This is a genomic window from Xylanimonas oleitrophica, from assembly GCF_003244315.1.
Lineage (GTDB): Bacteria > Actinomycetota > Actinomycetes > Actinomycetales > Cellulomonadaceae > Xylanimonas_A > Xylanimonas_A oleitrophica.
The window spans coordinates 66,482-89,550 of the sequence record NZ_QKWH01000007.1 but is presented as its reverse complement, the minus strand read 5'-3'; the positions used below and the strand labels follow the sequence as shown (position 1 = coordinate 89,550).

Genomic DNA, 23,069 nt, shown 5'->3' with positions numbered 1-23,069 from the left:
GGCGTCAGACGGCACCCAGCGCCCGCATCAGCAGGACGAAGCTCAACGCACCGAACGACAGCACGAAGTTGTTCAGGAAGTGCATGAGGAGCACGTGCCAGAGGTTCCGGCGCCACAGGTACACCAGGTTGAACAGCACGCCCACCACCATGTACGGCACGGTGCCCACCAACGACCCGAAGTTGTAGTAGTGCACGGCACCGAAGAGCGCACCGTTGAGGAGCACGCCCGCAGTCGCCACCAGCCTGTTGCCCCACAGCGGCAGCTTCACCAGCAGGGTGTGCCGGAACACCGCCTCCTCGACCAGCACGATCGCCAGCGGCCCCAGCGTGGCCACCAGCAACACCACCAGGTCCCAGCCCTGCGCCGTCACCGGGTCGATCAGTGCGGCGTCGTCAGCCCCACCCGCGGCGCCACCCGCGCCACCGGCCGGCACCACGGCACGGACCAGCGAGACCACCACCTGCATGAGCACCGCGCCCAGCACCACCAGGCCGGCGTTCAACCAGAAGCGGCGACGGAACCGCTGCCAGTGCGCGCGCAGCAGGTGCCGGTAGAGCGCGAGCACGGCCACGCACAGCACCACCCGCACCAGCGCGTCGATCACGATCACCGCACGCCCCTCGCCGAACACCTGCGTCGACAGGTACGCCACGAGGAACACGACGGGGATGCTCACCACCGCGAGCCAGTCCCCGCTCCCCCAGGCAGCACGCGTCTGCGCCCAGGTCCGGGGCAGCGGTTCGGTCGCGGCAAAGCTCGAAGGCCCGGTCACGCGATCAATGTAGGCGGCCACCAGCCCCCGCGCGCGCCGGACCCGCACCGGCGCGCACCGGCCGTGCCCACCAGAGACCCGCGCCCGACCGGCCGTGTCACCCCCCTGCCCTAACGTGACCGACGACGCCGCAGGTCAGCGGCGCGAGGCACGTCAGGAGGAACGTTGGTCGCCCCACCCCGGCTCACCCTGCTCACCATCGCCGAGGCCGTCGACCGCTACCTCGCCAATGTCCGCAAGGAGACCGTCCGCGGGGTGCTGTCCCCCGCCACCGCCCGCAGCTACGAACGCGACGTCACCGAGCTCGCCCGCCTCCTCGGGCCCGAGCGCGTGCTCGACGACGTCACCGGCGACGACGTCGACGACGCCCTCGTGCGCTACCAGTCGCGGCCCGACGGCCGCTACAACGACCCCTCCCGCAAGTCCGGCCCCGGCCGCTCCACCGCCACCGTCAACCGATTCCGTCAGTCCGCCACCCGCTTCTTCTCCCACGCCGCACGCGAGTGCTGGGTCCAGGCAGACCCCATGCTCTGGGCAGCACCACCAGCCCCTGTGCGCGGCGGCCTCCGCGTCGCCCGCACCGCCCTGTCCGCCTCCGCCGCCCAGGCCCTCCTCGAGGTCGCCACACCACCCGACACCACCCCCCGACGCCGCGACCAGGACCTCGCCCAGCGCGACCGCCTCGTCGTCGCCCTCCTCCTGGTGCTCGGCCCCCGCGTCTCGGAGCTCGCCGGCGCCGACGTCGCCGACTTCACCCGCGAACCTGCCGAGACACGCTGGCGCATCCGCGGCAAGGGCGGCGCCGTCCGCACCGTGACCCTCAGCCCACCCCTGGCCACCGCCCTCGAGGCCTACCTCACCACCCTGCGCCCCCGACTCGCGGCCCGCCGCCCCGACGACGACGACACCCAGCGCGCCCTCCTGCTGTCATGGCGCGGCCGCCGCGTCGACACCCAGACCATCCGCAGCCTCCTGCGGCGCACCGTCGACCGCATGCCCGAGCCCTACCGACGCCCGGCCACCCCCCACGCCCTGCGCCACACCACCGCCACCCTCCTGGTCGCCGAGGGCTGGGACGTCAAGGTCGTCGCCGAGCTCCTCGGCCACGCGTCCATCGCGACCACCGGCGTCTACCTCGACCGCATCGAGGGCGAGCTCGCCGCCGCCATCCGCTCCCACCCCCTCTCCACGGCGCTCGCGGACGGGTGAAACCGGGTGTGAGACGCGCGACGCCGCCAGGGTGGGGGCGGTCCTCACCTGGGACGACGCCGCGCGCCCACCCTGCGGTCGTGCAGGGCGCGGGCTACCTTGACCAGGTGCCCCTCCCCACCCCGGCCCGGTCGTCCCGTCTCCCCCGCCTGTCCGTCACGCTGCCGGCGGACGTCACGTGGAAGGGGGTGCGTCGGGCCGCGGCCCGTGCGGCGCTGGTCGCCGCCGCGGTGCCTGTGGCCACGGGGGCCGCTCTGATGGTCGCGGACATGTTCCGCACCCGGCGTCACCCGCTCGACAAGCCGTTCCCCACGGCAGACCCCGTCGACAACACGGTGGGTGCGACGACCACGACGGTCTACACCTACGGCGACGACCTGTACGAGGCGATGCTCGAGGCCATCCGCGGTGCCCGTCGGTACGTGTTCTTCGAGACGTACATCTGGAAGGGGGACGAGGTCGGCGCCCGGTTCCGAGAGGCTCTGTCGGAGGCGGCGGCGCGCGGCGTGGACGTCTACGTGGTCTACGACGGGTTCGCCAACCTGGTGGTGCCGTCGTCGTTCTTCCGCTTCGGGCCGGACATCCGGGTGCTGCGGTTCCCGTGGGTGCGGCCGGGAGTGCTGCTGTCTCCGGTACGCGAGTCGGGTCGTGACCACCGCAAGATCCTGGTGGTCGACGACGAGGTGGGGTTCGTCGGCGGCTACAACATCGGTTCGTTGTACGCGAGGCACTGGCGTGACACGCACCTGCGGCTGCAGGGGCCGGCCGTGTGGGAGCTGCGCAACGCGTTCGTCGACTTCTGGAACCGGTGGCGCACCCCGCAGCTGCCGGTGCTGCAGGACGTGGGTTCGACGGCGTGGCTGCCGCAGCTGCGTGCGGCGCGCAACGCGCCGAGCGACCTCGTCTTCCCGATCCGCAACATCTACCTGGACGCGATCGACCGGGCCACCAGCCACGTGCAGATCACGCAGGCGTACTTCATCCCGGACCGGGAGATCCTCGCGGCGTTGCTGGGCGCGGCTCGTCGTGGGGTGGACGTGCGGGTGCTGGTGCCCGAGCGCTCGAACCACGTGGTCGCGGACTGGCTGGCGCGCGGTCACTACGCGACCCTGCTGCGTGGCGGGGTGCGGATCTTCCTGTACACCGGGGCGATGATCCACGCCAAGACGGCGACGATCGACGGACGCTGGTCCACGGTGGGCACGGCGAACATCGACCGGCTGTCGTTGACGGGGAACTACGAGATCAACCTGGAGATCGTGGACCCGGACGTCGCTGCGACGCTGGAGCGGGTGTTCGAGATGGATCTCGGCAACTCGCGCGAGCTGACGCTCGACGCGTGGGAGTCGCGCTCGCGTCTCAACAAGGTGGGCGAGCGGCTGGTGTCGCCGTTGGCGCCGCTGCTGTAGAGGCGTGCGGCGCCTGGCTCACGAGCGGGTCGGGAGTCAGAGGGTGAGGGACTCGCCGGGGGCCAGGGGCGCGTAGGCGTGGTCGCCGGCGACGGCCTTGTTGCCGAGCTGACGCTCCACGACGGCACGGCCGACGTCGCTCAGCAGCGCATCGTGCACGGGCACGACGTAGGGGGCGCCCGCGGCGAGGGTGTAGTCGATGGCCTCGCCGAGCTTCATCCACGGTCCGGCGACGGGCGTGAGCAGCACGTCGACGGGGCCGCCAGGCTGGTCGAAGCTGTCGCCGGGGTGGTAGACGGTGCGACCGCCCAGCTCGATGCGGTAGGTGACGTTGACGATCCGCGGGACACGCGAGTGGATGGCGGCGTGCTGCCCTCCGCCGACCATGACGCGCGCCTCACCGATGCGCAGCACCTGCCCGGGGCTGGCCCGGTGGAGCCGCGGCGCGGGTGCGCCGGAGGCGATCAGTGCGTCCACACCGGCGGGGGTGGCGAGCACCTCGAGCTCCTCGTCGGCGTGCAGCGCTGCGGTGAGCGCGGCGACGTCGAGGTGGTCGGGATGGTCGTGGGTGACCAGGACGGCGCCCACCGAGTCGAGCGCGGGCGCGGCAGGGGCGAACGTCCCAGGGTCGATCGCGAGGCTCGTGCCGTTGTGGTCGAGGCGCACGCAGGCGTGCCCGTGGAAGGTCAGCCGCATGGCCCGCCTCAGCCGGCCTGGCGCTTGGCGCGGCGGGCGGCGAGCTCGTCGCCCTCGTGCTGTGCGGGGTCTTCCTCGCCGGCGAGGGACTCGCTGGGCATCTTGGACAGCGTGCCCTCGATCTCGCGCCACACACGGCCGACGGCGATGCCGAAGACGCCCTGGCCACCCTGGACCAGGTCGACGACCTCGTCGGGCGAGGTGCACTCGTACACCGAGGCGCCGTCGGACATCAGGGTGATCTGGGCCAGGTCGTCGACGCCGCGCTCGCGCAGGTGCGTGACGGCGGCGCGGATCTGCTGGAGCGAGACGCCGGTGTCGAGGAGGCGCTTGACCACCTTGAGCACGAGGATGTCGCGGAAGCTGTAGAGCCGGTGGGTGCCGGAGCCCGTGGCTGGCCGGATGGACGGCTCCACGAGGCCGGTGCGGGCCCAGTAGTCGAGCTGCCGGTAGGTGATCCCGGCGACGCGGCACGCGGTGGGGCCGCGGTATCCGGTGGCCGAGTCCTGCTCGGTCAGGTTCTCCCCGAAGAGGAGCCCCTGAGCGCCGTGCGCAACAGCGCCGGCCGGGTTCCCGGCCGTGGCGCTCGCCTCACCGCTGCTGTTCACTCGTGCCTCCTGTGGGGTGTCTGGGTCCACGCTAGGTCGCCGGAGGGGCCAATTCAACGAGAACGGCTCCTCGGCGCGCCGCGTGTCGCAACCTTCGACCTCTGGTCGAGGGTCGTTCCTCCAGGTCGGACCCGGAAACCTCCACCTTAGACCTGTGGTGGAGGTTCAGGGTGAATCTGCGCCAGGGGTGGGCCCGGAGAAGTCCTCCGGCTCGACGTGCTCGAGGAAGTCGCGGAACCGCTCCACCTCGCGCTGCTGCTCGACGTCGACCACCTCGACCCCGGCGGCGGCCACCACCTCGGCGGAGCAGAGCAGGGGCGCGGCGGTGCGCACGGCGAGCGCGATCGCGTCGGAGGCGCGGGAGTCGACCCGGGTGCCGTTGGACAGGACGAGCTCGGCGAAGAAGATGCCGCCGTCGAGCGCGACGATCTCCGCTCGCTCGAGGGTGACGCCGGTGGCGCCCAGCAGGTCGCGCATCAGGTCGTGCGTCATGGGCCGGGGGGTGACGAGCCCGGCCTGGGCCATGGCGATCGCGCTGGCCTCGCGCGGCCCGATGACGATGGGGACGGCGAGCTCGGCGGCGGAGTCGAGCAGGAGCACGACGATCTCCTGGTCGCGCTGCTGCTGGCGCACGCCGAGCACCTCGACCGGCACCATCGGGACCTCCCCGGGTGCGTCCGGCTCGTCGAACGGCGTTCCTTCGCCCATGTGCTCCACGCTACGCCGCACACGCCTGCCAGGGCAGGTCGGATCGGGCAGGTCGGATCGGGCAGGTCGGATCGGGCAGGTCGGATCAGGTGAGGTCGCTGATGCCTCGGCGCACCCACCCGGTGTGCAGGCGCACGAGCAGCTCACCCACCTCGCTGGCGAGGCTGGCGGCGTGGGCTCGGGCCGAGGGGGTCTGCTGGCTGCGGTAGGGGGCGACCAGCTGGTCGACGAGCGCGACGTGCCGGTCGGCGGAGGTGCGCAGGGTGCGCAGGTGGCGCGGCTCGATGCCGTACTGGGCCAGCTGCGCGGCCGCGCGCACGACGTCGGGCGCCCCGGCGTCGAGACCGCCGCCCACCGCGGGGTGCAGGAGGCCCGCCTGGACGAGCGCCTCGACGAACGGCTCCTCGACCCCGGTCGCCTCGGCCACGGACGTCACCGTCCAGCGGCGGCGCGACCCGTCGGAGCCGACGCCGGTCCCGCCGGCGAGCCTCGGGGCGGGGCCGGGGGCGGGCTCGCCCGCGTCCATCTCCGCGAGGCGTTCCTTGATGACCTTCAGCGGCAGGTAGGAGTCCCGCTGCTCGGTGAGCACGAACCGCAGCCGCTCGACGTCCGCCGGGCTGTACTGCCGGTAGCCCGAGGGCGTGCGCACGGGGTGGATCAGGCCCTGCTCCTCCAGGAAGCGCAGCTTGGAGTGGCTGATGGTCCCGAACTCGGGCTCGAGCGTGGCGAGCACGTCGGAGATACGCATGGTGGCGTGGCGGGAGATCCCGCGCGGCCAGGGTTCGGGTGACTCGTCCTCGTGCCCGGCCTCACGATCGGCGGACCAGGCCGGGACCCGGCTCACGATCCGGGCGCCGTCGTCTCCCGCGGCGCCTGCGGGCTCGCCTGGAACGACATGCGGAACTTGCCGATCTGCACCTCGTCGCCCGTGGTGAGCACCGCGACGTCGATGCGGTTGCGGTTGACGTACGTGCCGTTCAGCGAGCCGATGTCCCGCACCACGAAGCGGTCGCCCTCACGCACGAACTCCGCGTGCTTGCGGGACACGGTGACGTCGTCGAGGAAGATGTCGGCGTGCTCGCTGCGACCGGCGACCGCGCGGTCGGAGTCGAGCAGGAACCTCTCCCCCACCCCGGCGCCACGCTGCACCAGCAGCAGCGCCGAGTGCCGCGGCAGCGCACCGACCGCGGCGGCGTCCTCCGCGGTCAGGGCCACCCGCTGGACCTGCTCCTCCTGGGGCACGCCGATGCGACCGAGCGTCGCGGTGGTGTCCGTGGGTGCGGGCTGCGGGATGGGGCGAGGGTCCGTCATCAGTCCTCCTGGAAGGGCCGGTGCGACGGCGTCGCGGCCGTGGGCGGGTCACCGCACGGTGTGGGCCGTCATCCGTTCAACCTACCTCGTCGGGCCCGCTCGACGGAACCCGCCACCCGGGGTGTCGCGGCGTCCTGCCTGGTAGGACGTCTGAACTCGTCCGCGCCTGCCCCGGGACCTGCTCGCCGGTGTCAGCCGTCGGACTCGTCCGGGCGGGCGAACCGCGGCTCGCTGAGCTCCACCACCGCGTCGACCACCACGACGTCCTCGCGCGTGGTGGCGGCCGTCGCCCCGTCCGTACGGATCTGGGCCAGCCCACCGCCCGGGATCTCCAGCGCCCGGTCGAGCGTCGCCGGGTCCCCGATGGCCGTCCAGCGGTAGGGCGAGGACAGCACCTGGCCGTCGACGGCGATCCCCGCGTCGGTGTCTACGAACGCCGACGACGTGACCAGCCGCACCCCGTTGACCTGCACGGCCTCGGCGCCCGCGTTGCGCAGCTCCTCCAGCACGTTGAACAGCTTGGCCGCCCGCAGGCGCGCCCCCGGGTCCGACACCTCGATCTGCACGCCCGGTCCTTGCGCAGGCAGCCGCCCGGACAAGATGCCCTCCGACTCCGCCCGACGCTGCGCCACCTCCAGCGCGGCCTGCGCCTGACCCGTGCCCGACTCGAGCTCGTCCCGGCTGCGCTGGAGCCGCGAGACCTCACCCTCCAGCTGCTCGGCACGGACCGTCACCTCGTCCAGCAGCCGCACGAGGTCGTCCTGCCGCAGCGAGGACAGCTCGTCCTGGCCGGACTGCCGCACCTGCACCACCAGCGCGAACCCGAGCAGACCGCACAGCACCCCCGCGAGCACCTGGGAGCGCGTGGCCCGCGGGCGCATCACGCGTGCGAGCCGCTGCCACGTGCCGGCCACACCCGACGGAGTCTCACCGCCCGCGACCGGGTCCGGGCCATGATCGTCTGTGCCGTGATCGAGCGTGTCGCGCTCCGTCGACCCACCAGCCCCCGCCGCGCTGGCGCCTGTCGTGCTGGCGCCCGCCGACGCAGCGGCGGCTGCCAGCACCGCCGCTCGCTCCTCGGGCTCGAACACCGGCTCGTACGCACGCGCCGGCGCGGGGGGCGGGGGCGGCACCGGACCGGGACGGGTCGCGTCAGGCAGCGGCGGGGGTGGCACCGGCGGCAGAGCGGAGCCGTGCTCGCTCTCCCCCAGGTCGTGAGCGTCGTCGTCCGTCGCAGGGCCGGTCCCACCACCCGGCTCGCCGCCCCAGCCCCAGCCGGGGTCGTCCGAGGTGTGGTCGGGAACGTCGTCGTCCCCGCCGCGCGGCGCGCCTTCGTCCGTGCCCTCCCCGAGGGTGGTGTCTGCGGCGCTCGCGGCGTCGGCGGCGTCGAAGGCCGGGTCCGCACCTGTGCCGCCGGTGCCTGGGGCGTCGGCGGGCAGGGGCTGCTCCTCGGGGACCGCAGGCGTGGCGTCTGTTCCGGGGCCGGGCGTCTGCCGTGCCGCGGCCTCGGGGTGCGGTACCGGTGCGGCCTGCGGGGTGCCCGGGCCGTCCTCGTGCTGGTCGTCGTCGGCGGTGCTCACCGTGACCTCACGCCTTGAACAGGTGGCGGCGGATGGACGCCGCGTTGGAGAAGATGCGGATGCCGAGCACGACCACCACGGCGGTGGACAGCTGGGACCCGACACCGAGCTGGTCGCCGAGGAACACGATGAACGCGGCGACGAGCACGTTGGACAGGAACGAGACGAGGAAGACCTTGTCGTCGAACAGGCCGTCCAGCATGGCGCGGAACCCGCCGAAGAGCGCGTCGAGCGCGGCGACCACCGCGATGGGCAGGTACGGCTGCAGCCCCACAGGGACGGTGGGCTGGAGCACCAGCCCGGCCACGACACCTACGACGAGGCCCACCACGGCGATCATGCGTTCTCCGTCCTCACTGCTGGTCCTCCTCGATGCTGCTGTCGCCGTCCGCGCCGGAGCCTACCGGCTGCGCGTGCCGCAACGTCTGGGCGCCGGCGCCCGGCAGCTGCAGCGACGACTGCGCCACCACGCTGGAGCGGATGCCGTACTGGGACCCCAGCAGCTGCAGGTAGGCGGGCACGTCGGAACGGGCCAGGGCGGTCTGCATCGCCTCCGCGTCACCGACAGCACGCACCACGTACGTGGGCCCGTTCAACGGCATCAGGTCCACCAGCACCGCGTCACCGGCGTTGCGCACCGCGGACGTCGCCGTCAGGCGCTGGTCGTCGATGCTCACCCCCTCGGCTCCCGCGGCCCACAGCGCGTTGACCACGATCTGCAGGTCGGCGTCGCGCACGCGCACGTCGGTGTCCTCGTCCCCGACCAGGCCACCACCGCCGTCGGTCAGCGAGACCACCAGGCCCGGCCCCGTCACGGCCAGGGACCCGTTGCGCAGCCCGTCGACCCGGATCGTCTCCAGCAGCTGAGGGTCCTCCGTGGACAGCGCCGACTGCTGCAGCGCAGAGATCTCGGCCGACAGGCTCTGCGCCGCCCCGTCGAGCTCCGCCACCTGCGCGTTGCGGTCCAGGATCTGCCGCTCCAGCACCTCACGCGCCTCGGCGACCCCCGGCTGCGGCACCCGCAGCTGGTGGGACGCCGCCGCCGTCGCCAGACCGAGCACCAGGGCCAGCAGCGCCATCCCCGCCCGCGCGGCCGGCGTCCGACGCCGCACCTGACCGGCGGCCTCCGCCTCCCGGCGCCTGGCCGCGGCCTCCGCGTACCCCGGGTCGAGCGGGCGCTCCATCACCTCGATCAGGAGCGTCATCGACGCGTCGGGCCGCGACGGCCGCGAACCCTGCCCGCCCACCGGCCCGGACGTCTGCGCCGTCACGCCGCCCCCGCCGTGCCACGCTCGGCCAGCACCAGCCGGCGCGTCTGAGCCACGTACTGCAGACCCGCCAGCCAGTACAGACCCACGCCCCACCAGGTGAACGCCCAGCCCACCACGTGCGCCACCGCCCCCACCGCACCGGGCACCTCGGCCAGCAGCAGCAGCGGGAACGCGTACAGCAGCGAGAACGTGCCCGCCTTGCCCACGAGGTTCACCTGCAGCGGCCCGTACCCGTACCGGGCCAGCAACGGCACCAGGCACGCCAGCATCACGTCCCGCGCCACGATCACCGCCAGCACCCACAACGGCACCACACCCCGCCACGCCAGACCCACCAGCGTCACGAAGATGAACAACCGGTCCGCCGCAGGGTCCAGCAGCTGCCCCAGACGGCTCACCTGGTCCAGCCGACGCGCCAGCACACCGTCCAACCAGTCCGTGAACCCCGACACCGCGAGCACCACCAGAGCCCACACGTCGTGCCCCGACACGATCAGCACCGCGAACACCGGCACCAGCGCCAGACGCAGCATGCTGATCAGGTTCGGCACCGTCCAGACCTCGGACCCGACCTCCCGCTCCTGCTGCACGCCCACCTCCGCGCCGACCCGCCAGGCTCCGGGACGCACTCCCGGCCGCCGCCATCCTACGCAGCCGCGCCCCACCGCAGGTCACACCAGCCACCGCACCCACCTCGCGCACACCACCAGACCCCCGGTGAGCCACCTCACCCACCCCCACCATGGGCCTCGGCGCTCGCAGCGCGTACGATGGACCGAACCCCATCGGAGTTCGTCGCTCTTCCCGCATCGTTGTCGTGCGCCCCGCTCCCGGCCTCAGCCGGAGCCGGGCAGTGTGTGTCTGTGTTCCGGGAGCCGCGACCGCGTGCCGCCACCATCGGCCGGCCCGCAGGACTCCCGCTCCCACAACAGAGACGGTGCACACCTATGCCCACCACTGACATCGCCGCGCCCATCGACGCCCCCACCGCCGTCACCGCCGAGCCCGGCTTCGACTCCCTCGGCCTCCCGCCGGCCCTGGAGGCCGCCGTGGCCGACCTCGGCTTCACCACGCCGTCGGCCATCCAGGCCCAGGCCATCCCCGCCCTGCTCTCCGGCCGAGACATCACCGGTGTCGCCCAGACCGGCACGGGCAAGACGGCCGCCTTCGCCCTCCCCCTCCTCGCCGCGGTCGACCCCTCCCTGCGCAAGGTCCAGGCCCTGGTCCTGACACCGACGCGCGAGCTGGCCATGCAGGTCGCCGAGGCCGTCGAGTCCTTCGCCAGCCACCTGCCCGGCGTGCACGTGCTGCCGGTCTACGGCGGCGCCCCCTACGTGCCGCAGCAGCGCGCCCTGCGCGACGGCGTCCAGGTCGTCGTCGGCACCCCGGGCCGCGTCATGGACCACATGGAGCGCGGCTCCCTCGTGCTCGACGACATCCGCTACCTCGTCCTGGACGAGGCCGACGAGATGCTCCGCATGGGCTTCGCCGAGGACGTCGAGCAGATCTTCGGCAAGGCACCCGCCCGCCGCCAGGTCGCCCTCTTCTCCGCCACGATGCCCCCCGCCATCCGAGCCGTGGCCGAGACCCACCTGACCGACCCGGTCGCCATCGCCGTCTCCCGCCAGTCCTCGACCGTCACCAGCGTGCACCAGACCTACGCGATCGTCCCCTTCCGCCACAAGGTCGGAGCCCTGGGCCGCATCCTCGCGACCTCGGACGCCGACGCCTCCATCGTCTTCTGCCGCACCCGGTCCGCAGCCGAAGAGGTGGGCTCCGCCCTCATCGAGCAGGGCATCTCCGCCGCCACCATCTCCGGCGACGTCGCACAGAAGGAGCGCGAGAAGATCGTCGAGCGCCTCCGCTCCGGCGCCGTCGACGTCCTCGTCGCCACCGACGTCGCCGCCCGCGGCCTCGACGTCGACCGCATCGGCCTCGTCGTCAACTTCGACATCCCCCGCGAGGCCGAGGCCTACGTCCACCGCATCGGCCGCACCGGCCGCGCCGGCCGCACCGGCCGCGCCGTCTCCTTCGTCACCCCCCACGAGCGCGGCAAGCTCAAGCACATCGAGGCCACCATCAAGGCCCGCCTCGAAGAGATCGAGATCCCCTCCCCCCGCGACGTCTCCGCCCACAAGGCCGCACGCCTCCTCGAGAACGTCCCGGCCCGCACCGAGGCCGGCCGCCTCGACCTCTACACCCAGCTCGTGCGCGACCAGGTCATGGTCGGAGACGGCGAGCAGCCCGGCGTCGTCGACCCCGACAAGGCCGTCCAGCTCGCCGCCACCCTCCTCGCCCTCGCCGTCGGCGACGACGGCCCCCGCATGCGCGCCGAGCAGGAGCAGTACGAGCGGGAGCAGACCGAGGGCCGCGCCGCCCGCCAGGCACGCGAGACCCGCAAGCACGAGACCACCGACAGCCGCGGCGCTCGCGGTGAGCGCTTCGAGCGCCGCCCGGCACGTGGTGACGACGGCCGCGGCACCGGCATCCGACGCCCCGCTGCGGGCACCCGCTACCGCGTGGCCGTGGGGCACACGCACGGCGTGAACCCTGGCGGGATCGTGGGCGCCCTGACGGGCGAGGGCGGCCTGACCGGGTCGGACGTCGGCAAGATCGACATCTTCGGGTCGTTCTCCCTGGTGGACATCACCGCGCCGCTCGACGACTCGCAGCTGGACCGCCTGGCGCGGGCCCGGGTGGCCGGCAAGGCCCTGCGCATCATGGTCGACCGTGGTGTGCCGGAGCCGCGCGGCCCGCGTCGCGACAGCGTCCGCGAGCACGCCGGGCGTGAGCACCGGGCGCCGCGGACCGAGCGCGGCCCGCGCCAGTACCGCTGACGCCGAGCAGGACCCACGACGAGGGCGCCGGGTGCGCCGGAGAGATCTCCGGCGCACCCGGCGCCCTCGTCGTCCAGCCGGTCTGCGACCGCCGGCTCAGGGACGCTCAGACGCCTGCCCGTGCCGGGCCACGAGCTCGGCGAGGCGCCGCGCCTCGGCCATCCCGCGTTCTCCGTCCGCGCGCTGGATCCCCATCACGGCCAGGGTGGCGCCGTCGGACAGGTCGAGCCGCACCCAAGGGTCGTGCACGCTGAACCGCACGGCCACGATCTGTGCCCAGTCGAGCCGTCGCGTGTAGATCACGTTCCGCACCCGCAGCCCCTGGGGCGACGGCACGGCGTGCACCCCGCCGAGACGCCACAGCAGCCACGCGGCCACCACGGCGAAGAGGGCGAACGAGAGCCGGCTGCCGGGGTTGGACCCGATGGGCCCGCGCGAGACGAAGGCCACGAGGACGGACCCTCCGACGGCGATGACTGCCACCACCCACGCAGCGACCTGGCCCCAGCGGGGGCGGAACGTGCGGTAGTCCTCGGTCTGCTCCACGGGCACCACGCTGCCACGGCGCGGGGACGCTCACCGCCCCGCGCCACGCCGGCACCTGCCGGCCGAAGTCAGAGCCGGCTGGCGAGCACCGCTGTCACGAGGATGCCGCGGGCGCCGACGTCGTACAGGGCGTCCATGATGCGGTTCATCTCCTTGCGCGGCACCAGCACGCGCACCGCCGACCAGTCGCGGTCGTGCAGCGGCGAGACGGTGGGCGACTCGAACCCGGGCGTCACGGCCACGGCTGCGTCGACCAGGTCGTTGCGCACGTCGAAGTCCATGAGCACGTACTCGCGCGCGGTAAGCACGCCCTGGAGGCGGCGGGTGAGCACGTGCAGCCCGGCGGGCTCGGCTCCCCCGGCACGGCGGATCAGCACGGCCTCGGAGCGAAGGATCGGCTCTCCGAACACCTCGAGTCCCGCGGCACGCAGGGTGGTGCCCGTCTCGACGACGTCGGCGATCACGTCGGCGACGCCGAGCTGGACCGAGCTCTCGACGGCACCGTCGAGGTGCACGATCGCCTCGGGCTCGACGCCCTGCTCGGCCAGGTGGCGAGCCACCAGAGTGGTGTACGACGACGCGACACGGCGCCCCGCGATCTGCGCGACGTCGGTCAGGGTCCCGGCCGGCGCGGCGAACCGGAAGGTGGAGCGTGCGAATCCCAGCGGCAGGTGCTCGACGGCGTCGGCGCCGGAGTCGAGCAGCAGGTCGCGCCCGGTGATCCCGGCGTCGACGGTGCCGGAACCGACGTAGACGGCGACGTCACGGGGGCGCAGGAAGAAGAACTCGACGTCGTTCTCGGGGTCCGCGAGCACGAGCTCGCGGCCGTCACGGCGCTGCTTGTAGCCGGCCTCGCGGAGCATCGCGACGGCGGGTTCGGACAGGGAGCCCTTGTTGGGCACGGCGATGCGGAGCATCAGGACCTCGTTCGGGTGTCAGGAGGGGTGGACGACGACGGTGCGCGCGTTGCGCTCGTGCGGGCAGGGGCCGCGGCACGAGGCGGCGCTCACAGATGCGTGTACACGTCCTCCAGGGTGAGGCCCTTGGCCACCATCAGCACCTGCAGGTGGTAGAGCAGCTGGGAGATCTCCTCCGCCGTGCGCTCGTCGCCCTCGTGCTCGGCCGCCATCCAGACCTCGGCCGCCTCCTCCACGACCTTCTTGCCGATCGCATGCACGCCCGCGTCCAGCTCGGCGACCGTGCCGGACCCGGCGGGGCGCGTCACGGACTTCTCGGTGAGCTCGGCGAACAGGGAGTCGAAGGTCTTCACGCGGACAGCCTACGGGCCGGACCCGTGCCGTCCGGGCTCGGTCCCGTGGTGCGGGACGGACGTCACAGCGGGTTCTGCACGCTTGGCACACTATTTATCACCAGAGGGCGACGGGACGGCGCGCACCGTAGCCTGCCCACGGCCGCCGCCACGCCGGAGGGAGCAGGCATGACCGCACGCGAGGACCAGACCCTCAGCGCCGTCGAGGACGCGCTCTCTGGCGGGAGCCTCACCGACCTGAGGGCCGTGCTCGGCCCCCTCTCCCCCGCCGACGTGCTCTCCGTGCTCGAGCGCCTCGGCCGCAAGGACCAGGCGGTGCTCTACCGCCTCCTGTCCAAGGACGTGGCGCTCCAGGTCTTCGAAGGGCTCGACGCTCCCCTGCAGAGCGACCTGCTCAGCGGGCTGCGCGACGACGAGGTCACGTCGCTGTTCGCGGGCCTGGACCCTGACGACCGCGTGAGCCTCCTCGACGAGCTCCCCGCCAAGGTGGCCGGGCGGCTCCTGCGCGGCCTGTCGGCTCCCGAGCGCGCCAAGACCGCCGAGGTCCTGGGGTACCCGCACGGCTCGATCGGCCGGCGCATGAGCCCTGAGCACGTGGCCGTCCGCGTCGAGACGTCGGTGGCCGACGCTCTCGCGCGCGTGCACGCACACCTCGACGACGCCGAGACCGTCTACACCCTGCCGGTGGTGGACGCCGGACGACGCCTGGTCGGTGTCGTCAGCCTGCGCGACCTGCTGCGTGCCGGCCCGCACGAGGCCGTCGGCTCCGTCATGACCGCCGCCCACTGGGTCGAGGCCACGACCCCTGCCGAGACCGCGGCCCGCGAGTGCGCCGACCGCAAGCTCCTGGCGCTGCCGGTCACCGACGCCGACCGACGCCTCGTCGGCCTCCTGACTGTCGACGACGCTCTCGCCGTGCTCGAGGCAGCCGAGTCCGAGGACGCCGCCCGGGCCGGCGGCACCGAGCCCCTGCGCCGCCCGTACCTCTCGACCCCGGCCGCGACGATCGTCCGATCCCGCGTCGTCTGGCTCCTCGCGCTGGCCGTGGGCGCCTCCCTGACCGTGCAGGTGCTCGACGCGTTCGAGACCACGCTCGAGCAGATGGTGGTGCTGAGCCTGTTCGTGCCGCTCGTGATCGGCACCGGTGGCAACACCGGCAACCAGGCGGCCACCACGATCACCCGCGCCCTGGCGCTCGACGACGTCCGGCCGCGGGACGTGCTGCGGGTGCTCGGCCGCGAGGCGCGCGTGGGCCTCGCCCTCGGTGCGATGCTCGGCGCCGTCGGCCTGTGCGTCGTGGCGCTCCTGTACGGCACCCAGGTCGGTCTCGTGATCGGTCTGACCCTGCTGATCGTGTGCACCCTGGCCGCCTCCGTGGGCGGCGTCATGCCCCTGGTCGCCCGCTCGCTGCGCGTGGACCCGGCCGTGTTCTCCAACCCGTTCATCACCACGTTCGTGGACGCGACCGGGCTGGTCGTGTACTTCCTGGTGGCGCGGGCCGTGCTCGGCCTGTGACCGGGCGCTGACCGGCCTGTGGCCGGCAGATGACCGGCAGGTGACCGGCACGGCCCGCACCGCTCAGCTCGCGGCCGGGAGCGCGCGCAGCGTCACCGCCGTCGCGACCGCCGCCTGCGCCGCCTCGTAGCCCTTGTCCTCCCGGGAGCCTGCCAGGCCCGCCCGGTCCAGCGCCTGCGCCTCGTCGTCGCAGGTGAGCACCCCGAATCCCACGGGGACGCCGGTGCGCACGCTCACGTCGGTCAGCCCTGTCGTCGCCGCGGAGCACACGTAGTCGAAGTGCGGCGTCCCGCCCCGCACGACGACGCCGAGGGCCACGACGGCGTCCGCTCCTCCCCCGGCGGCCCGCGCCGCCGCGACCGGCAGCTCGAACGACCCGGGGACGCGCACCTCCAGCACCTCGGCGACCCCCGCGTCGTGCAGGGCCCGGCGGGCGCCGTCGAGCAGCCCTGCCATCACCCGTGCGTGCCAGCTCGCCGCCACGACCACGACGCGCAGGCCCCGGCCGTCCACCGCGAGCGCGGGTGCTCCCGCGCCGCTCATCGCGTGCTCCCGGCGTGACGTGCGGGTGCCTGGTCGCTCATGGGTTCCTCCGGGGGGTCGACGGTGCCTTCGACGGCGGGAGCAGCGGGGCCGGCGGGGGCCGGGTCGAGCAGGTGACCCATCGCCGTCCGCTTGGTGCTCAGGTAGTGGTGGTTGTGGGGGCCGTGCCCGACGACGAGCGGCAGGCGCCGTCGGACGTCGATGCCCGCGGCCCGCAGGGCGTCCACTTTGCGGGGGTTGTTGGTCAGCAGGTCGACCCGCCGCAGCCCGAGGTCCCGCAGGACGGCGGCGGCCGCCCCGTACTCGCGGGCGTCCACCGGCAGTCCGAGCGCCACGTTGGCCTCGACGGTGTCCCTGCCGGCGTCCTGCAGCGCGTACGCCGCGACCTTGGCGGCGAGTCCGATGCCGCGGCCCTCGTGCCCCGTGAGGTGGACGACGGCGCCACCGTGGGCGGCGACGTCCGCGAGGGCGGCCCGGAGCTGGGGCCCGCAGTCGCAGCGCAGGGAGCCCATCGCGTCACCCGTGAGGCACTCGGAGTGCACGCGGACGCGCGGCGTGCCGGCGGCGGCGGGCGTGTCGCGCGGGCGCAGCGCGAGGTGCTCGTGCCCGGTGAGCAGGTCCCGGTAGGCGTGGACGACGAACGTGCCGTGGGCGGTGGGCAGCACCGCCTGGGCGACGTGCTCGACCCGGACGGCGCCGCGCGGCGTCGGGCGGGAGCGGGCGTGGTCGCCCGCGGCAGCGGCGCGTGCGGGGGGCTCGTGACGGGTCCGCCAGGCGGCGACGTCGGCGACCGTCAGCAGCACCAGGCCCTCGGACGCGGCGAGACGCTCGGCGTCGGGGCGGCGCAGCATCCCGCCGTCGTCGTGCACCAGCTCCGCGATGAGGCCCACCTCGCCCCGCCCGGCCAGGCGCACCAGGTCCACGGCGGCCTCGGTGTGCCCGGGCCGCTCGAGGACCCCTCCGGGGGCCGCGCGCAGCGGTAGCACGTGGCCGGGCCGCAGGAGGTCGCCGGGAGCGGTCCCCGGGTCGGCGAGGGCGCGCAGGGTCCGGGCCCTGTCGGCCGCGGAGATGCCGGTCGCGACCCCGGCAGCGTCGACGGCCACCGCGTACGCCGTGCCCCGCGGGTCCTCGTTCCGGGCGACCATCGGCGGCAGGTCGAGGGCGTCTGCCCGGGCCGCGGGCATCGGCGCGCACAGGTACCCGGACGTGTGACGCACCGTCCAGGCGACCCAGCGCTCGTCGACGTCCCGGGCGGCGAGGACGACGTCGACCTCGTCCTCCCGCTCGTGGTCGTCGGCCACGAGGACAGGTCGCCCGGCCGCCAGCGCGGCCAGCGCGCGGGGGACGACGTGCTCGAAGGTCGGCGGCTCGACGGTCAGGTCCTCGGCGTTCCCGTGCTCGCTCATCGGGCGCCGCCGGTGGCCAGGAGACGCTCCACGTACTTGGCGAGGATGTCGACCTCGACGTTGACCCTGTCGCCCGGCCGCAGGCTGCCGAGGGTGGTGGCCGCGAGGGTCGCGGGGATCAGGGCGACCTCGAGCGCCGTCCCACCGTCGTCCTGCTCGCCGTCGTGCAGCGCAGCCACGGTCAGGGAGACCCCGGCGAGGGCGACGGAGCCCTGGGGCGCGAGGTAGACCCCCAGGTGCTGCGGGACGGTGAGGAGGAGGCGGTCCCACCGCGGGCCTGGGGTGCGTGAGCGGAGGGTGGCGACGCCGTCCACATGCCCCTGGACCACGTGGCCGTCGAGGCGTCCGCCGGCGAGCACGGCCCGCTCGAGGTTGACGCGGTCGCCCGCCCCCAGCCCACCCAGTGCCGTCAGGTCGAGGGTCTGAGGCATGACGTCGGCCGTGAACGCCCCGTCCCCGGTCAGGCCGGTGACGGTGAGGCAGACGCCGTCGACGGCGATCGACGCCCCCGGTCGGGTGTCCGAGGTGACCAGCGGCCCCTCTACCGTCAGGACGGCGTCTCGCCCCTCGGGGCCCGGGACGACCGAGCGGACCTTGCCCTGCTCCTCCACGATGCCGGTGAACATCAGATCTCCTCCTCCTGCGCCCGCGGGCGCGTGCGGTCGGCCCCAGGGGCCGTGGTGACGGGACGCCTGCGCGCGACGAGCAGGGCGTCCTGGCCGAGCCGGCGGACCTCGGCGGTGCTCCAGCGCCGGGCGTCGGCGAGCGTGGTGGCGCCGTAGGGACCGACGGCGGCCTGGCCTCCCCCGAGAGCGACCGGCGCGAGGTAGGCGTGCACCTCGTCGACGACGTCGGCGGCCAGGAGCGCGGTGGCCAGCGCCGGTCCGCCCTCGACCAGCAGGTGCCGCACCTGTCGGGCCGCGAGCACGTGCAGCACGGTGGCGACGTCGTGCGTGCGCAGGTGCAGCACCTCGCCGCCCGGGCCGTGCAGGCGGGCGGCAGCGGGGACGTCGCGCTCACCGACGACCACGCGCAGCGGCTGGTGCTCGGCGAGGGAGCCGGTGCGGGTGCGTGCGGTGAGCGCGGGATCGTCGGCGAGCACGGTGCCGGTGGTGACGGCGACGGCGTCCACGGCGGCCCGCACGGCGTGCGCGTGGGCGCGGGCCTGCGGCCCGGTGATCCAGCGGCTCGAGCCGTCCTGCGCGGCGACGCGTCCGTCGAGACCCGTCGCGAGCTTCAGCGTGACCCAGGGGCGGCCGTGGAGCACGGCGTGGTGCCACGGGCGCACCAGCCGGGCCGCGGCGTCGGCGCGGACGCCGGCGACGACCCGCACGCCGCGGGCTCGCAGCAGTGCCGCGCCGCCGCCCGAGCGGTGCCCGGGGTCGTGCAGCGCGTGCACCACCTCCGCGATCCCCGCGGCCAGCAGGGCCTCGGTGCAGGGCGGCGTGCGGCCGGTGTGCGCGCACGGCTCCAGCGTCACGACGGCGGTGGCCCCACGGGTGTCGTGGCCTCGCCAGGCAGCGTCCGCGAGCGCCTCGGTCTCGGCGTGCGGGGTACCGGCTCCGCGGTGCCATCCCTCGCCCAGCACGGGGCGCGGACCGGTGCCGTGGCCGGGCGGGCCCAGCAGCACGCATCCGACGCGGGGGTTGGGGCCGTGCGCGGGACCGCGGGCGGCGAGCTGGAGGGCGCGGTCCATCGCGGCGGGCACGTCGAGGCGTGCGGGTGTCGCGGTGCCGGCGGGTGGGGCGCTGGCCATCGGTCCTCCGGAGCGTCGGTGCTCCGGGGGTCGACGGCGAGAGGGCGTGCCCCGGCTGCGGGCCGGCGCACGACGGCGTCACGGCGCACGCCGAAGGCGTGCGCCGTCCATGCGTCCTCCCATCCGGACTTTCACCGTCGGCCCTGGAGTTCCACCAGGTCAACCACTCACCACCGGCTGGTGCCGGGAGGCTCGTGGGTCGCGGGCTGTCACCGCCGGTTCGGAATTACACCGACCCCGGAGCATGTCTGAGGGCCGATCCTGCGCCGAGGCGGGGTCTGGGCGCAAGTCGGGCTCTGGTGCGGTCCGGTCTGCGCCTGTCGTGCCGGGCGAGGGCGGCGGAGCCGAGGGGGCAGGGCGCCGGGGCCCGGGTCCGGGTCGGTGCTGGGCCGGTCAGTGCACGTGCGCGGTGGCGAGGTCCCGCAGCGCGGCGATCTCTCCTGCGACGTCGTCTGCCCCGTAGACGGCGGAGCCGGCCACGAAGACGTTCGCGCCGGCGTCGGCGGCCTGCTCGATGGTGCTCCGGGAGATGCCGCCGTCCACCTGGACCCAGACGTCGAGCCCGCTCTCGGACACAGCCTGGCGGGCGCGGCGGATCTTGGGCAGCGTGCCCTCGATGAACGACTGGCCGCCGAAGCCGGGCTCGACCGTCATCACCAGGATCATGTCGACCTCGGCCAGGAGGTCGAGGAACGGCTCCACGGGGGTGGCCGGGCGCAACGCCACCCCCGCCCGTGCTCCTTGGCGGCGCAGCTCGCGCGCCAGGCGCACGGGGGCGGCGGCCGCCTCGGCGTGGAACGTCACCGATGCCGCGCCGGCCTCCGCGTACGCAGGTGCCCACCGGTCCGGGTCCTCGATCATCAGGTGCGCGTCGAGCGGTACCGGGGAGACCTGGGCGAGCCGCTCGAAGACGGGCAGGCCCAGCGTCAGGTTCGGCACGAAGTGGTAGTCCATGACGTCCACGTGCGCGTAGTCGGCGTCCGCGATCTTGTGCAGGTCCCGCTCGAGGTTGGCGAAGTCGGCGGACAGGATGCTCGGGCTGATCAGGGCTGCCATGGCGCCAGCCTAGAGCCGCACGAGCGTCGTGGCGGGATCAGTGCGCCTTGCGCAGCAGCGTCAGGTGCATCGCGTCCGTGCCGTGCACGTGCGGCCACAGCTGGGCGTCCTGCCGGTCGCCGAGCGGGAGGTCCGTGCCCGGCACCACGACCGAGCGCAGGGCTGCACCGGCGTCGAGCCGCTCCACGCCCTCGCGGCGGCGCAGCACGTCCTCGACGACCAACCGGGTCTCGGCCAGGTGCGGCGAGCACGTCACGTACGCGACGACGCCGCCGGGCCGCACCGCGTCGAGCGCCGAGCCCAGCAGGTCGCGCTGCAGACCGGTGAGCACCGCGAGGTCGGCCGGGGTGCGCCGCCAGCGCGACTCCGGGCGGCGGCGCAGGGCTCCCAGGCCGGTGCAAGGAGCGTCGACGAGCACCCGGTCGTACGCGCCGGGCTCCTGCTCGCCCACCTCGCGGCCGTCGCCGGTCCGTACGCGCTCCACGACGCCGTCGGGCACCGCGCGCAGCGCCCGCTCCACCAGCCGGGCACGGTGCGGAGCCACCTCGTTGGCCACCAGGCGGGCGCCGCGCTGCGCCGCCAGCCCCGCCAGCAGCGCCGCCTTGCCGCCCGGCCCGGCGCACAGGTCGAGCCAGCGCTCGTCGGGGCCGTCGAGGGGGGCTGCGGCGAGCGCGAGCGCCACGGCCTGCGAGCCCTCGTCCTGGACGCCGGCACGGCCGTCGGCCACCGCCGGCACGGCCAGGGGGTCCTGGCCGCCCAGCACCAGCGCGGTCGGCAGCCAGCGGCCGGGCGCGAGGTCCACGCTGTCGGGTGCCCCGGCACGCACCTCGTGCGCGGACACCAGGCCGGGCCTGGCCACGAGCGTCACGCGCGGTGCGGTGTTGTCCGCCTCGAGGAGGGCGTCGATCTCGGCAGGGTCGCGTCCGTCGCCCGCGAGCGCCTCGCGCAGGGCGCGGGTGACCCACAGGGGGTGGGAGCCGGTGAGGGCGGAGGCGGTGAGCGGGTCGGGGGCGTCGGCGCGGATCTGCTGGAGCCAGTCGTCGAGGGGGGTGCGGGCGACCTTGCGCAGGACGGCGTTGACCATCTGGGCGGGCCCTGCTCCGACGTGCTGGCGTGCGAGGCCGACGGTCTCGGAGACGGCGGCGTGCTGGGGGACGCGCATGCCGAGGATCTGGTGGGTGCCGAGGCGCAGGACGTCCAGGAGCGGGGGGTCGAGCCGTTCGAGGGGGCGGTCGACGCAGCGGGCGAGGACGGCGTCGTAGCGGCCGCGCAGGCGCAGGGTGCCGTAGGCGAGCTCGGTGGCGAAGGCGGCGTCGCGCCCGGTGATGCGGCGTTCGCGCAGGAGCGGGGGCAGGACGAGGTTGGCGTAGGCGTCCGAGCCGTCGACCTCGCGCAGGACGTCGTAGGCGGCGGTGCGTGCGGGGTCGGTGCCACGACGGCGCTGGGAGGGGGCCTGGGCGGTGCGGGTGCGGTCGCCGCGCGAGCGGGCGGCGCTGCGCTGGCGTCCTCGGGCGTCGCGGCGGTCGTCGCCGGGGCGGTGGTCGGCGTTCATCGGGTGCCGTCCTCGGTGCGCAGGCTCTCGCCCAGGAAGGTGCCTTCGTCGAGCCGGGCGCCGCGGGCCCAGTCGGGGGCGGGCATGGGCTTCTTGCCGACGGGTTGGACGAGGCCGAGCTGGACGGCGTGGGTTGCGGTGCCGACGAGCACGTCCTTCTTGCCGGGGCGTACCTCTCCGGGGGCGAGGTCGGTGACGTCGGGGCGGGGGGTGACGGGTCCCAGGCCGAGGCGGGCGGGTGCGCCGTCGGGGCCGGGGGTGGTGGTCCAGGCCCCGGGGGCGGGGGTGCAGCCGCGCACGTGGCGGTCGACCGCGAGCGCCGGGTCGCGGAAGTCGACGGCGGCGTCGTGGGGGGTGAGCTTGGGGGCGAGGGAGATGCCGTCGGTGGGTTGGGGCTGGGGGTGGAGGGTGCCGTCCTCGAGGGCGTCGAGGGTGGCGACCAGGAGGGTGGCGCCGGAGCGGGAGAGGCGGTCGAGGAGGTCGCCTGCGGTGTCGCGGGGACGGACGGTCTCGGTGAGGGTGCCGAGGACGGGGCCGGTGTCCATGCCTTCGTCGAGGAGGAAGGTGGTGGCTCCGGTGACCTCGTCGCCGGCGATGACGGCGCGCTGGACGGGGGCGGCGCCGCGCCAGGCGGGCAGGACGGAGAAGTGGAGGTTGACCCAGCCGTGGCGGGGCAGGGCGAGGACGTCGGGGCGCAGGAGGTGGCCGTAGGCGACGACGGGGGCGGCGTCGATGTCGAGCTCGCGGACGCGGGTGACGAAGTCGTCGCCGCGGGGGGTGTCGGTGATGACGGGGATGCCGGCTTCCTCGGCGGCGACGCGCACGGGGCTGGGGTGGAGCTTGCGGCCGCGGCCCGCGGGGGCGTCGGCGCGGGTGAGGACGGCGGCGACCTCGTGTCGGGAGGCGAGCAACGCCTGGAGGGAGGGGACGGCGGGCTCGGGGGTTCCGGCGAAGAGCAGACGCACCCGGTGATCCTACGTGGCGGGGCGGCTGCTCCCCCTGCCGGGGGGCCGGTGACGGG

The 23,069-nt window shown here is 74.5% G+C and carries 24 protein-coding genes and 1 riboswitch; of the genes, 4 read left to right on the top strand and 20 right to left on the bottom strand.

The features are described from left to right. Positions 1-4: 4 nt before the first annotated feature. Positions 5-775, bottom strand: a complete 771-nt coding sequence (locus DNL40_RS10525; RefSeq protein WP_146252072.1) for a CPBP family intramembrane glutamic endopeptidase — start codon at positions 773-775, stop codon at positions 5-7. A 165-nt stretch (positions 776-940) separates the two neighbouring features. Between DNL40_RS10525 and DNL40_RS10520 the strand changes: the two genes are divergently transcribed. Both DNL40_RS10520 and DNL40_RS10515 read left to right on the top strand, forming a co-directional pair. Beyond that, positions 941-1,984, top strand: a complete 1,044-nt coding sequence (locus DNL40_RS10520; protein WP_111251210.1) for a tyrosine-type recombinase/integrase — start codon at positions 941-943, stop codon at positions 1,982-1,984. A gap of 161 nt (positions 1,985-2,145) precedes the next feature. Beyond that, positions 2,146-3,393, top strand: coding sequence for a phospholipase D-like domain-containing protein (locus tag DNL40_RS10515; RefSeq protein WP_425450774.1), 1,248 nt, complete (start codon positions 2,146-2,148; stop codon positions 3,391-3,393). Positions 3,394-3,429: 36 nt separating this feature from the next. Here DNL40_RS10515 and DNL40_RS10510 read toward each other — a convergent pair whose 3' ends face one another. The 9 genes from DNL40_RS10510 to clsA all read right to left on the bottom strand — a co-directional run bounded on the left by DNL40_RS10510 (position 3,430) and on the right by clsA (position 10,157). Next, a complete protein-coding gene (locus tag DNL40_RS10510) occupies positions 3,430-4,089 on the bottom strand; it encodes an MBL fold metallo-hydrolase (protein WP_111251209.1) in 660 nt (219 codons plus the stop codon). Between the two features lie 8 nt (positions 4,090-4,097). Continuing rightward, complete coding sequence (locus DNL40_RS10505; RefSeq protein WP_111251208.1) at positions 4,098-4,697, bottom strand: MerR family transcriptional regulator; 600 nt, start codon at positions 4,695-4,697, stop codon at positions 4,098-4,100. 165 nt (positions 4,698-4,862) lie between these two features. Continuing rightward, positions 4,863-5,405 carry a bifunctional nuclease family protein gene (locus DNL40_RS10500; RefSeq protein WP_111251207.1) on the bottom strand — a complete coding sequence of 181 codons (543 nt, stop codon included), beginning with the start codon at positions 5,403-5,405 and terminating at the stop codon, positions 4,863-4,865. 85 nt (positions 5,406-5,490) lie between these two features. Then, positions 5,491-6,153, bottom strand: a complete 663-nt coding sequence (gene ftsR / locus DNL40_RS10495; RefSeq protein WP_111251253.1) for a transcriptional regulator FtsR — start codon at positions 6,151-6,153, stop codon at positions 5,491-5,493. Positions 6,154-6,245: 92 nt separating this feature from the next. Continuing rightward, a complete protein-coding gene (locus DNL40_RS10490) occupies positions 6,246-6,716 on the bottom strand; it encodes an FHA domain-containing protein (RefSeq protein ID WP_111251206.1) in 471 nt (156 codons plus the stop codon). 191 nt (positions 6,717-6,907) lie between these two features. Beyond that, entirely contained in the window at positions 6,908-8,296 is a 1,389-nt protein-coding gene (locus DNL40_RS16765; protein ID WP_245885841.1) for a DUF881 domain-containing protein, read from the bottom strand. 7 nt (positions 8,297-8,303) lie between these two features. Then, positions 8,304-8,636, bottom strand: coding sequence for a small basic family protein (locus tag DNL40_RS10480; RefSeq protein WP_111251205.1), 333 nt, complete (start codon positions 8,634-8,636; stop codon positions 8,304-8,306). A gap of 13 nt (positions 8,637-8,649) precedes the next feature. Beyond that, the gene (locus DNL40_RS10475; protein ID WP_245885839.1) at positions 8,650-9,567 is read right to left on the bottom strand and encodes a DUF881 domain-containing protein; all 918 of its coding nucleotides are present in this window, start codon (positions 9,565-9,567) and stop codon (positions 8,650-8,652) included. Further along, on the bottom strand, positions 9,564-10,157 hold the full coding sequence (clsA, locus tag DNL40_RS10470) for a cardiolipin synthase ClsA (RefSeq protein ID WP_111251250.1): 594 nt from the start codon (positions 10,155-10,157) through the stop codon (positions 9,564-9,566). The genes DNL40_RS10475 and clsA overlap by 4 nt, the downstream gene beginning before the upstream one ends. A gap of 357 nt (positions 10,158-10,514) precedes the next feature. On the opposite strand from clsA, the gene DNL40_RS10465 reads away from it, so the two are divergent. Next, entirely contained in the window at positions 10,515-12,404 is a 1,890-nt protein-coding gene (locus DNL40_RS10465; RefSeq protein WP_111251204.1) for a DEAD/DEAH box helicase, read from the top strand. A 96-nt stretch (positions 12,405-12,500) separates the two neighbouring features. Here DNL40_RS10465 and DNL40_RS10460 read toward each other — a convergent pair whose 3' ends face one another. The 3 genes from DNL40_RS10460 to DNL40_RS10450 all read right to left on the bottom strand — a co-directional run bounded on the left by DNL40_RS10460 (position 12,501) and on the right by DNL40_RS10450 (position 14,220). Continuing rightward, entirely contained in the window at positions 12,501-12,950 is a 450-nt protein-coding gene (locus DNL40_RS10460; protein ID WP_245885838.1) for a PH domain-containing protein, read from the bottom strand. 68 nt (positions 12,951-13,018) lie between these two features. Next, the gene (gene hisG / locus DNL40_RS10455) at positions 13,019-13,867 is read right to left on the bottom strand and encodes an ATP phosphoribosyltransferase (RefSeq protein WP_111251202.1); all 849 of its coding nucleotides are present in this window, start codon (positions 13,865-13,867) and stop codon (positions 13,019-13,021) included. Positions 13,868-13,956: 89 nt separating this feature from the next. After that, the gene (locus tag DNL40_RS10450; protein WP_111251201.1) at positions 13,957-14,220 is read right to left on the bottom strand and encodes a phosphoribosyl-ATP diphosphatase; all 264 of its coding nucleotides are present in this window, start codon (positions 14,218-14,220) and stop codon (positions 13,957-13,959) included. A 168-nt stretch (positions 14,221-14,388) separates the two neighbouring features. Between DNL40_RS10450 and mgtE the strand changes: the two genes are divergently transcribed. Further along, a complete protein-coding gene (mgtE, locus tag DNL40_RS10445) occupies positions 14,389-15,735 on the top strand; it encodes a magnesium transporter (RefSeq protein WP_111251200.1) in 1,347 nt (448 codons plus the stop codon). A gap of 63 nt (positions 15,736-15,798) precedes the next feature. Here the strand turns inward: mgtE and ribH are convergent, their stop codons facing one another. The 7 genes from ribH to fmt form a co-directional block, all read right to left on the bottom strand. Then, positions 15,799-16,278 carry a 6,7-dimethyl-8-ribityllumazine synthase gene (ribH, locus tag DNL40_RS10440; protein ID WP_111251199.1) on the bottom strand — a complete coding sequence of 160 codons (480 nt, stop codon included), beginning with the start codon at positions 16,276-16,278 and terminating at the stop codon, positions 15,799-15,801. Then, complete coding sequence (gene ribA / locus DNL40_RS10435; protein ID WP_111251198.1) at positions 16,275-17,684, bottom strand: GTP cyclohydrolase II; 1,410 nt, start codon at positions 17,682-17,684, stop codon at positions 16,275-16,277. Before ribA ends, ribH begins: the two co-directional genes overlap by 4 nt. Continuing rightward, a complete protein-coding gene (locus tag DNL40_RS10430; protein WP_111251197.1) occupies positions 17,681-18,310 on the bottom strand; it encodes a riboflavin synthase in 630 nt (209 codons plus the stop codon). Before DNL40_RS10430 ends, ribA begins: the two co-directional genes overlap by 4 nt. Further along, positions 18,310-19,440 (bottom strand): bifunctional diaminohydroxyphosphoribosylaminopyrimidine deaminase/5-amino-6-(5-phosphoribosylamino)uracil reductase RibD, encoded by a 1,131-nt coding sequence (ribD, locus tag DNL40_RS10425; protein WP_245885837.1) that lies wholly within the window; start codon positions 19,438-19,440, stop codon positions 18,310-18,312. Before ribD ends, DNL40_RS10430 begins: the two co-directional genes overlap by 1 nt. A gap of 106 nt (positions 19,441-19,546) precedes the next feature. Then, a riboswitch (FMN riboswitch) is annotated at positions 19,547-19,689 on the bottom strand. 144 nt (positions 19,690-19,833) lie between these two features. Further along, positions 19,834-20,496: a ribulose-phosphate 3-epimerase gene (rpe, locus tag DNL40_RS10420; RefSeq protein WP_111251196.1), complete on the bottom strand. Its 663-nt coding sequence runs from the start codon at positions 20,494-20,496 to the stop codon at positions 19,834-19,836. Between the two features lie 37 nt (positions 20,497-20,533). Beyond that, positions 20,534-22,048 carry an RsmB/NOP family class I SAM-dependent RNA methyltransferase gene (locus DNL40_RS10415; protein WP_111251195.1) on the bottom strand — a complete coding sequence of 505 codons (1,515 nt, stop codon included), beginning with the start codon at positions 22,046-22,048 and terminating at the stop codon, positions 20,534-20,536. After that, on the bottom strand, positions 22,045-23,013 hold the full coding sequence (gene fmt, locus DNL40_RS10410; RefSeq protein WP_111251194.1) for a methionyl-tRNA formyltransferase: 969 nt from the start codon (positions 23,011-23,013) through the stop codon (positions 22,045-22,047). Before fmt ends, DNL40_RS10415 begins: the two co-directional genes overlap by 4 nt. Positions 23,014-23,069: the final 56 nt, after the last annotated feature.

Excerpts from the sequence above, each read along its gene's own strand:
- DNL40_RS10510 (WP_111251209.1), bottom strand. The coding sequence starts at position 4,089 with ATGCGGCTGACCTTCCACGGGCACGCCTGCGTGCGCCTCGACCACAAC.
- ribD (WP_245885837.1), bottom strand. The coding sequence starts at position 19,440 with ATGGCCAGCGCCCCACCCGCCGGCACCGCGACACCCGCACGCCTCGAC.
- mgtE (WP_111251200.1), top strand. The coding sequence starts at position 14,389 with ATGACCGCACGCGAGGACCAGACCCTCAGCGCCGTCGAGGACGCGCTC.
- rpe (WP_111251196.1), bottom strand. The coding sequence starts at position 20,496 with ATGGCAGCCCTGATCAGCCCGAGCATCCTGTCCGCCGACTTCGCCAAC.
- DNL40_RS10480 (WP_111251205.1), bottom strand. The coding sequence starts at position 8,636 with ATGATCGCCGTGGTGGGCCTCGTCGTAGGTGTCGTGGCCGGGCTGGTG.
- DNL40_RS10500 (WP_111251207.1), bottom strand. The coding sequence starts at position 5,405 with ATGGGCGAAGGAACGCCGTTCGACGAGCCGGACGCACCCGGGGAGGTC.
- DNL40_RS10465 (WP_111251204.1), top strand. The coding sequence starts at position 10,515 with ATGCCCACCACTGACATCGCCGCGCCCATCGACGCCCCCACCGCCGTC.
- DNL40_RS10490 (WP_111251206.1), bottom strand. The coding sequence starts at position 6,716 with ATGACGGACCCTCGCCCCATCCCGCAGCCCGCACCCACGGACACCACC.
- DNL40_RS10430 (WP_111251197.1), bottom strand. The coding sequence starts at position 18,310 with ATGTTCACCGGCATCGTGGAGGAGCAGGGCAAGGTCCGCTCGGTCGTC.
- hisG (WP_111251202.1), bottom strand. The coding sequence starts at position 13,867 with ATGCTCCGCATCGCCGTGCCCAACAAGGGCTCCCTGTCCGAACCCGCC.
- ribH (WP_111251199.1), bottom strand. The coding sequence starts at position 16,278 with ATGAGCGGCGCGGGAGCACCCGCGCTCGCGGTGGACGGCCGGGGCCTG.
- ribA (WP_111251198.1), bottom strand. The coding sequence starts at position 17,684 with ATGAGCGAGCACGGGAACGCCGAGGACCTGACCGTCGAGCCGCCGACC.
- DNL40_RS10415 (WP_111251195.1), bottom strand. The coding sequence starts at position 22,048 with ATGAACGCCGACCACCGCCCCGGCGACGACCGCCGCGACGCCCGAGGA.
- ftsR (WP_111251253.1), bottom strand. The coding sequence starts at position 6,153 with ATGCGTATCTCCGACGTGCTCGCCACGCTCGAGCCCGAGTTCGGGACC.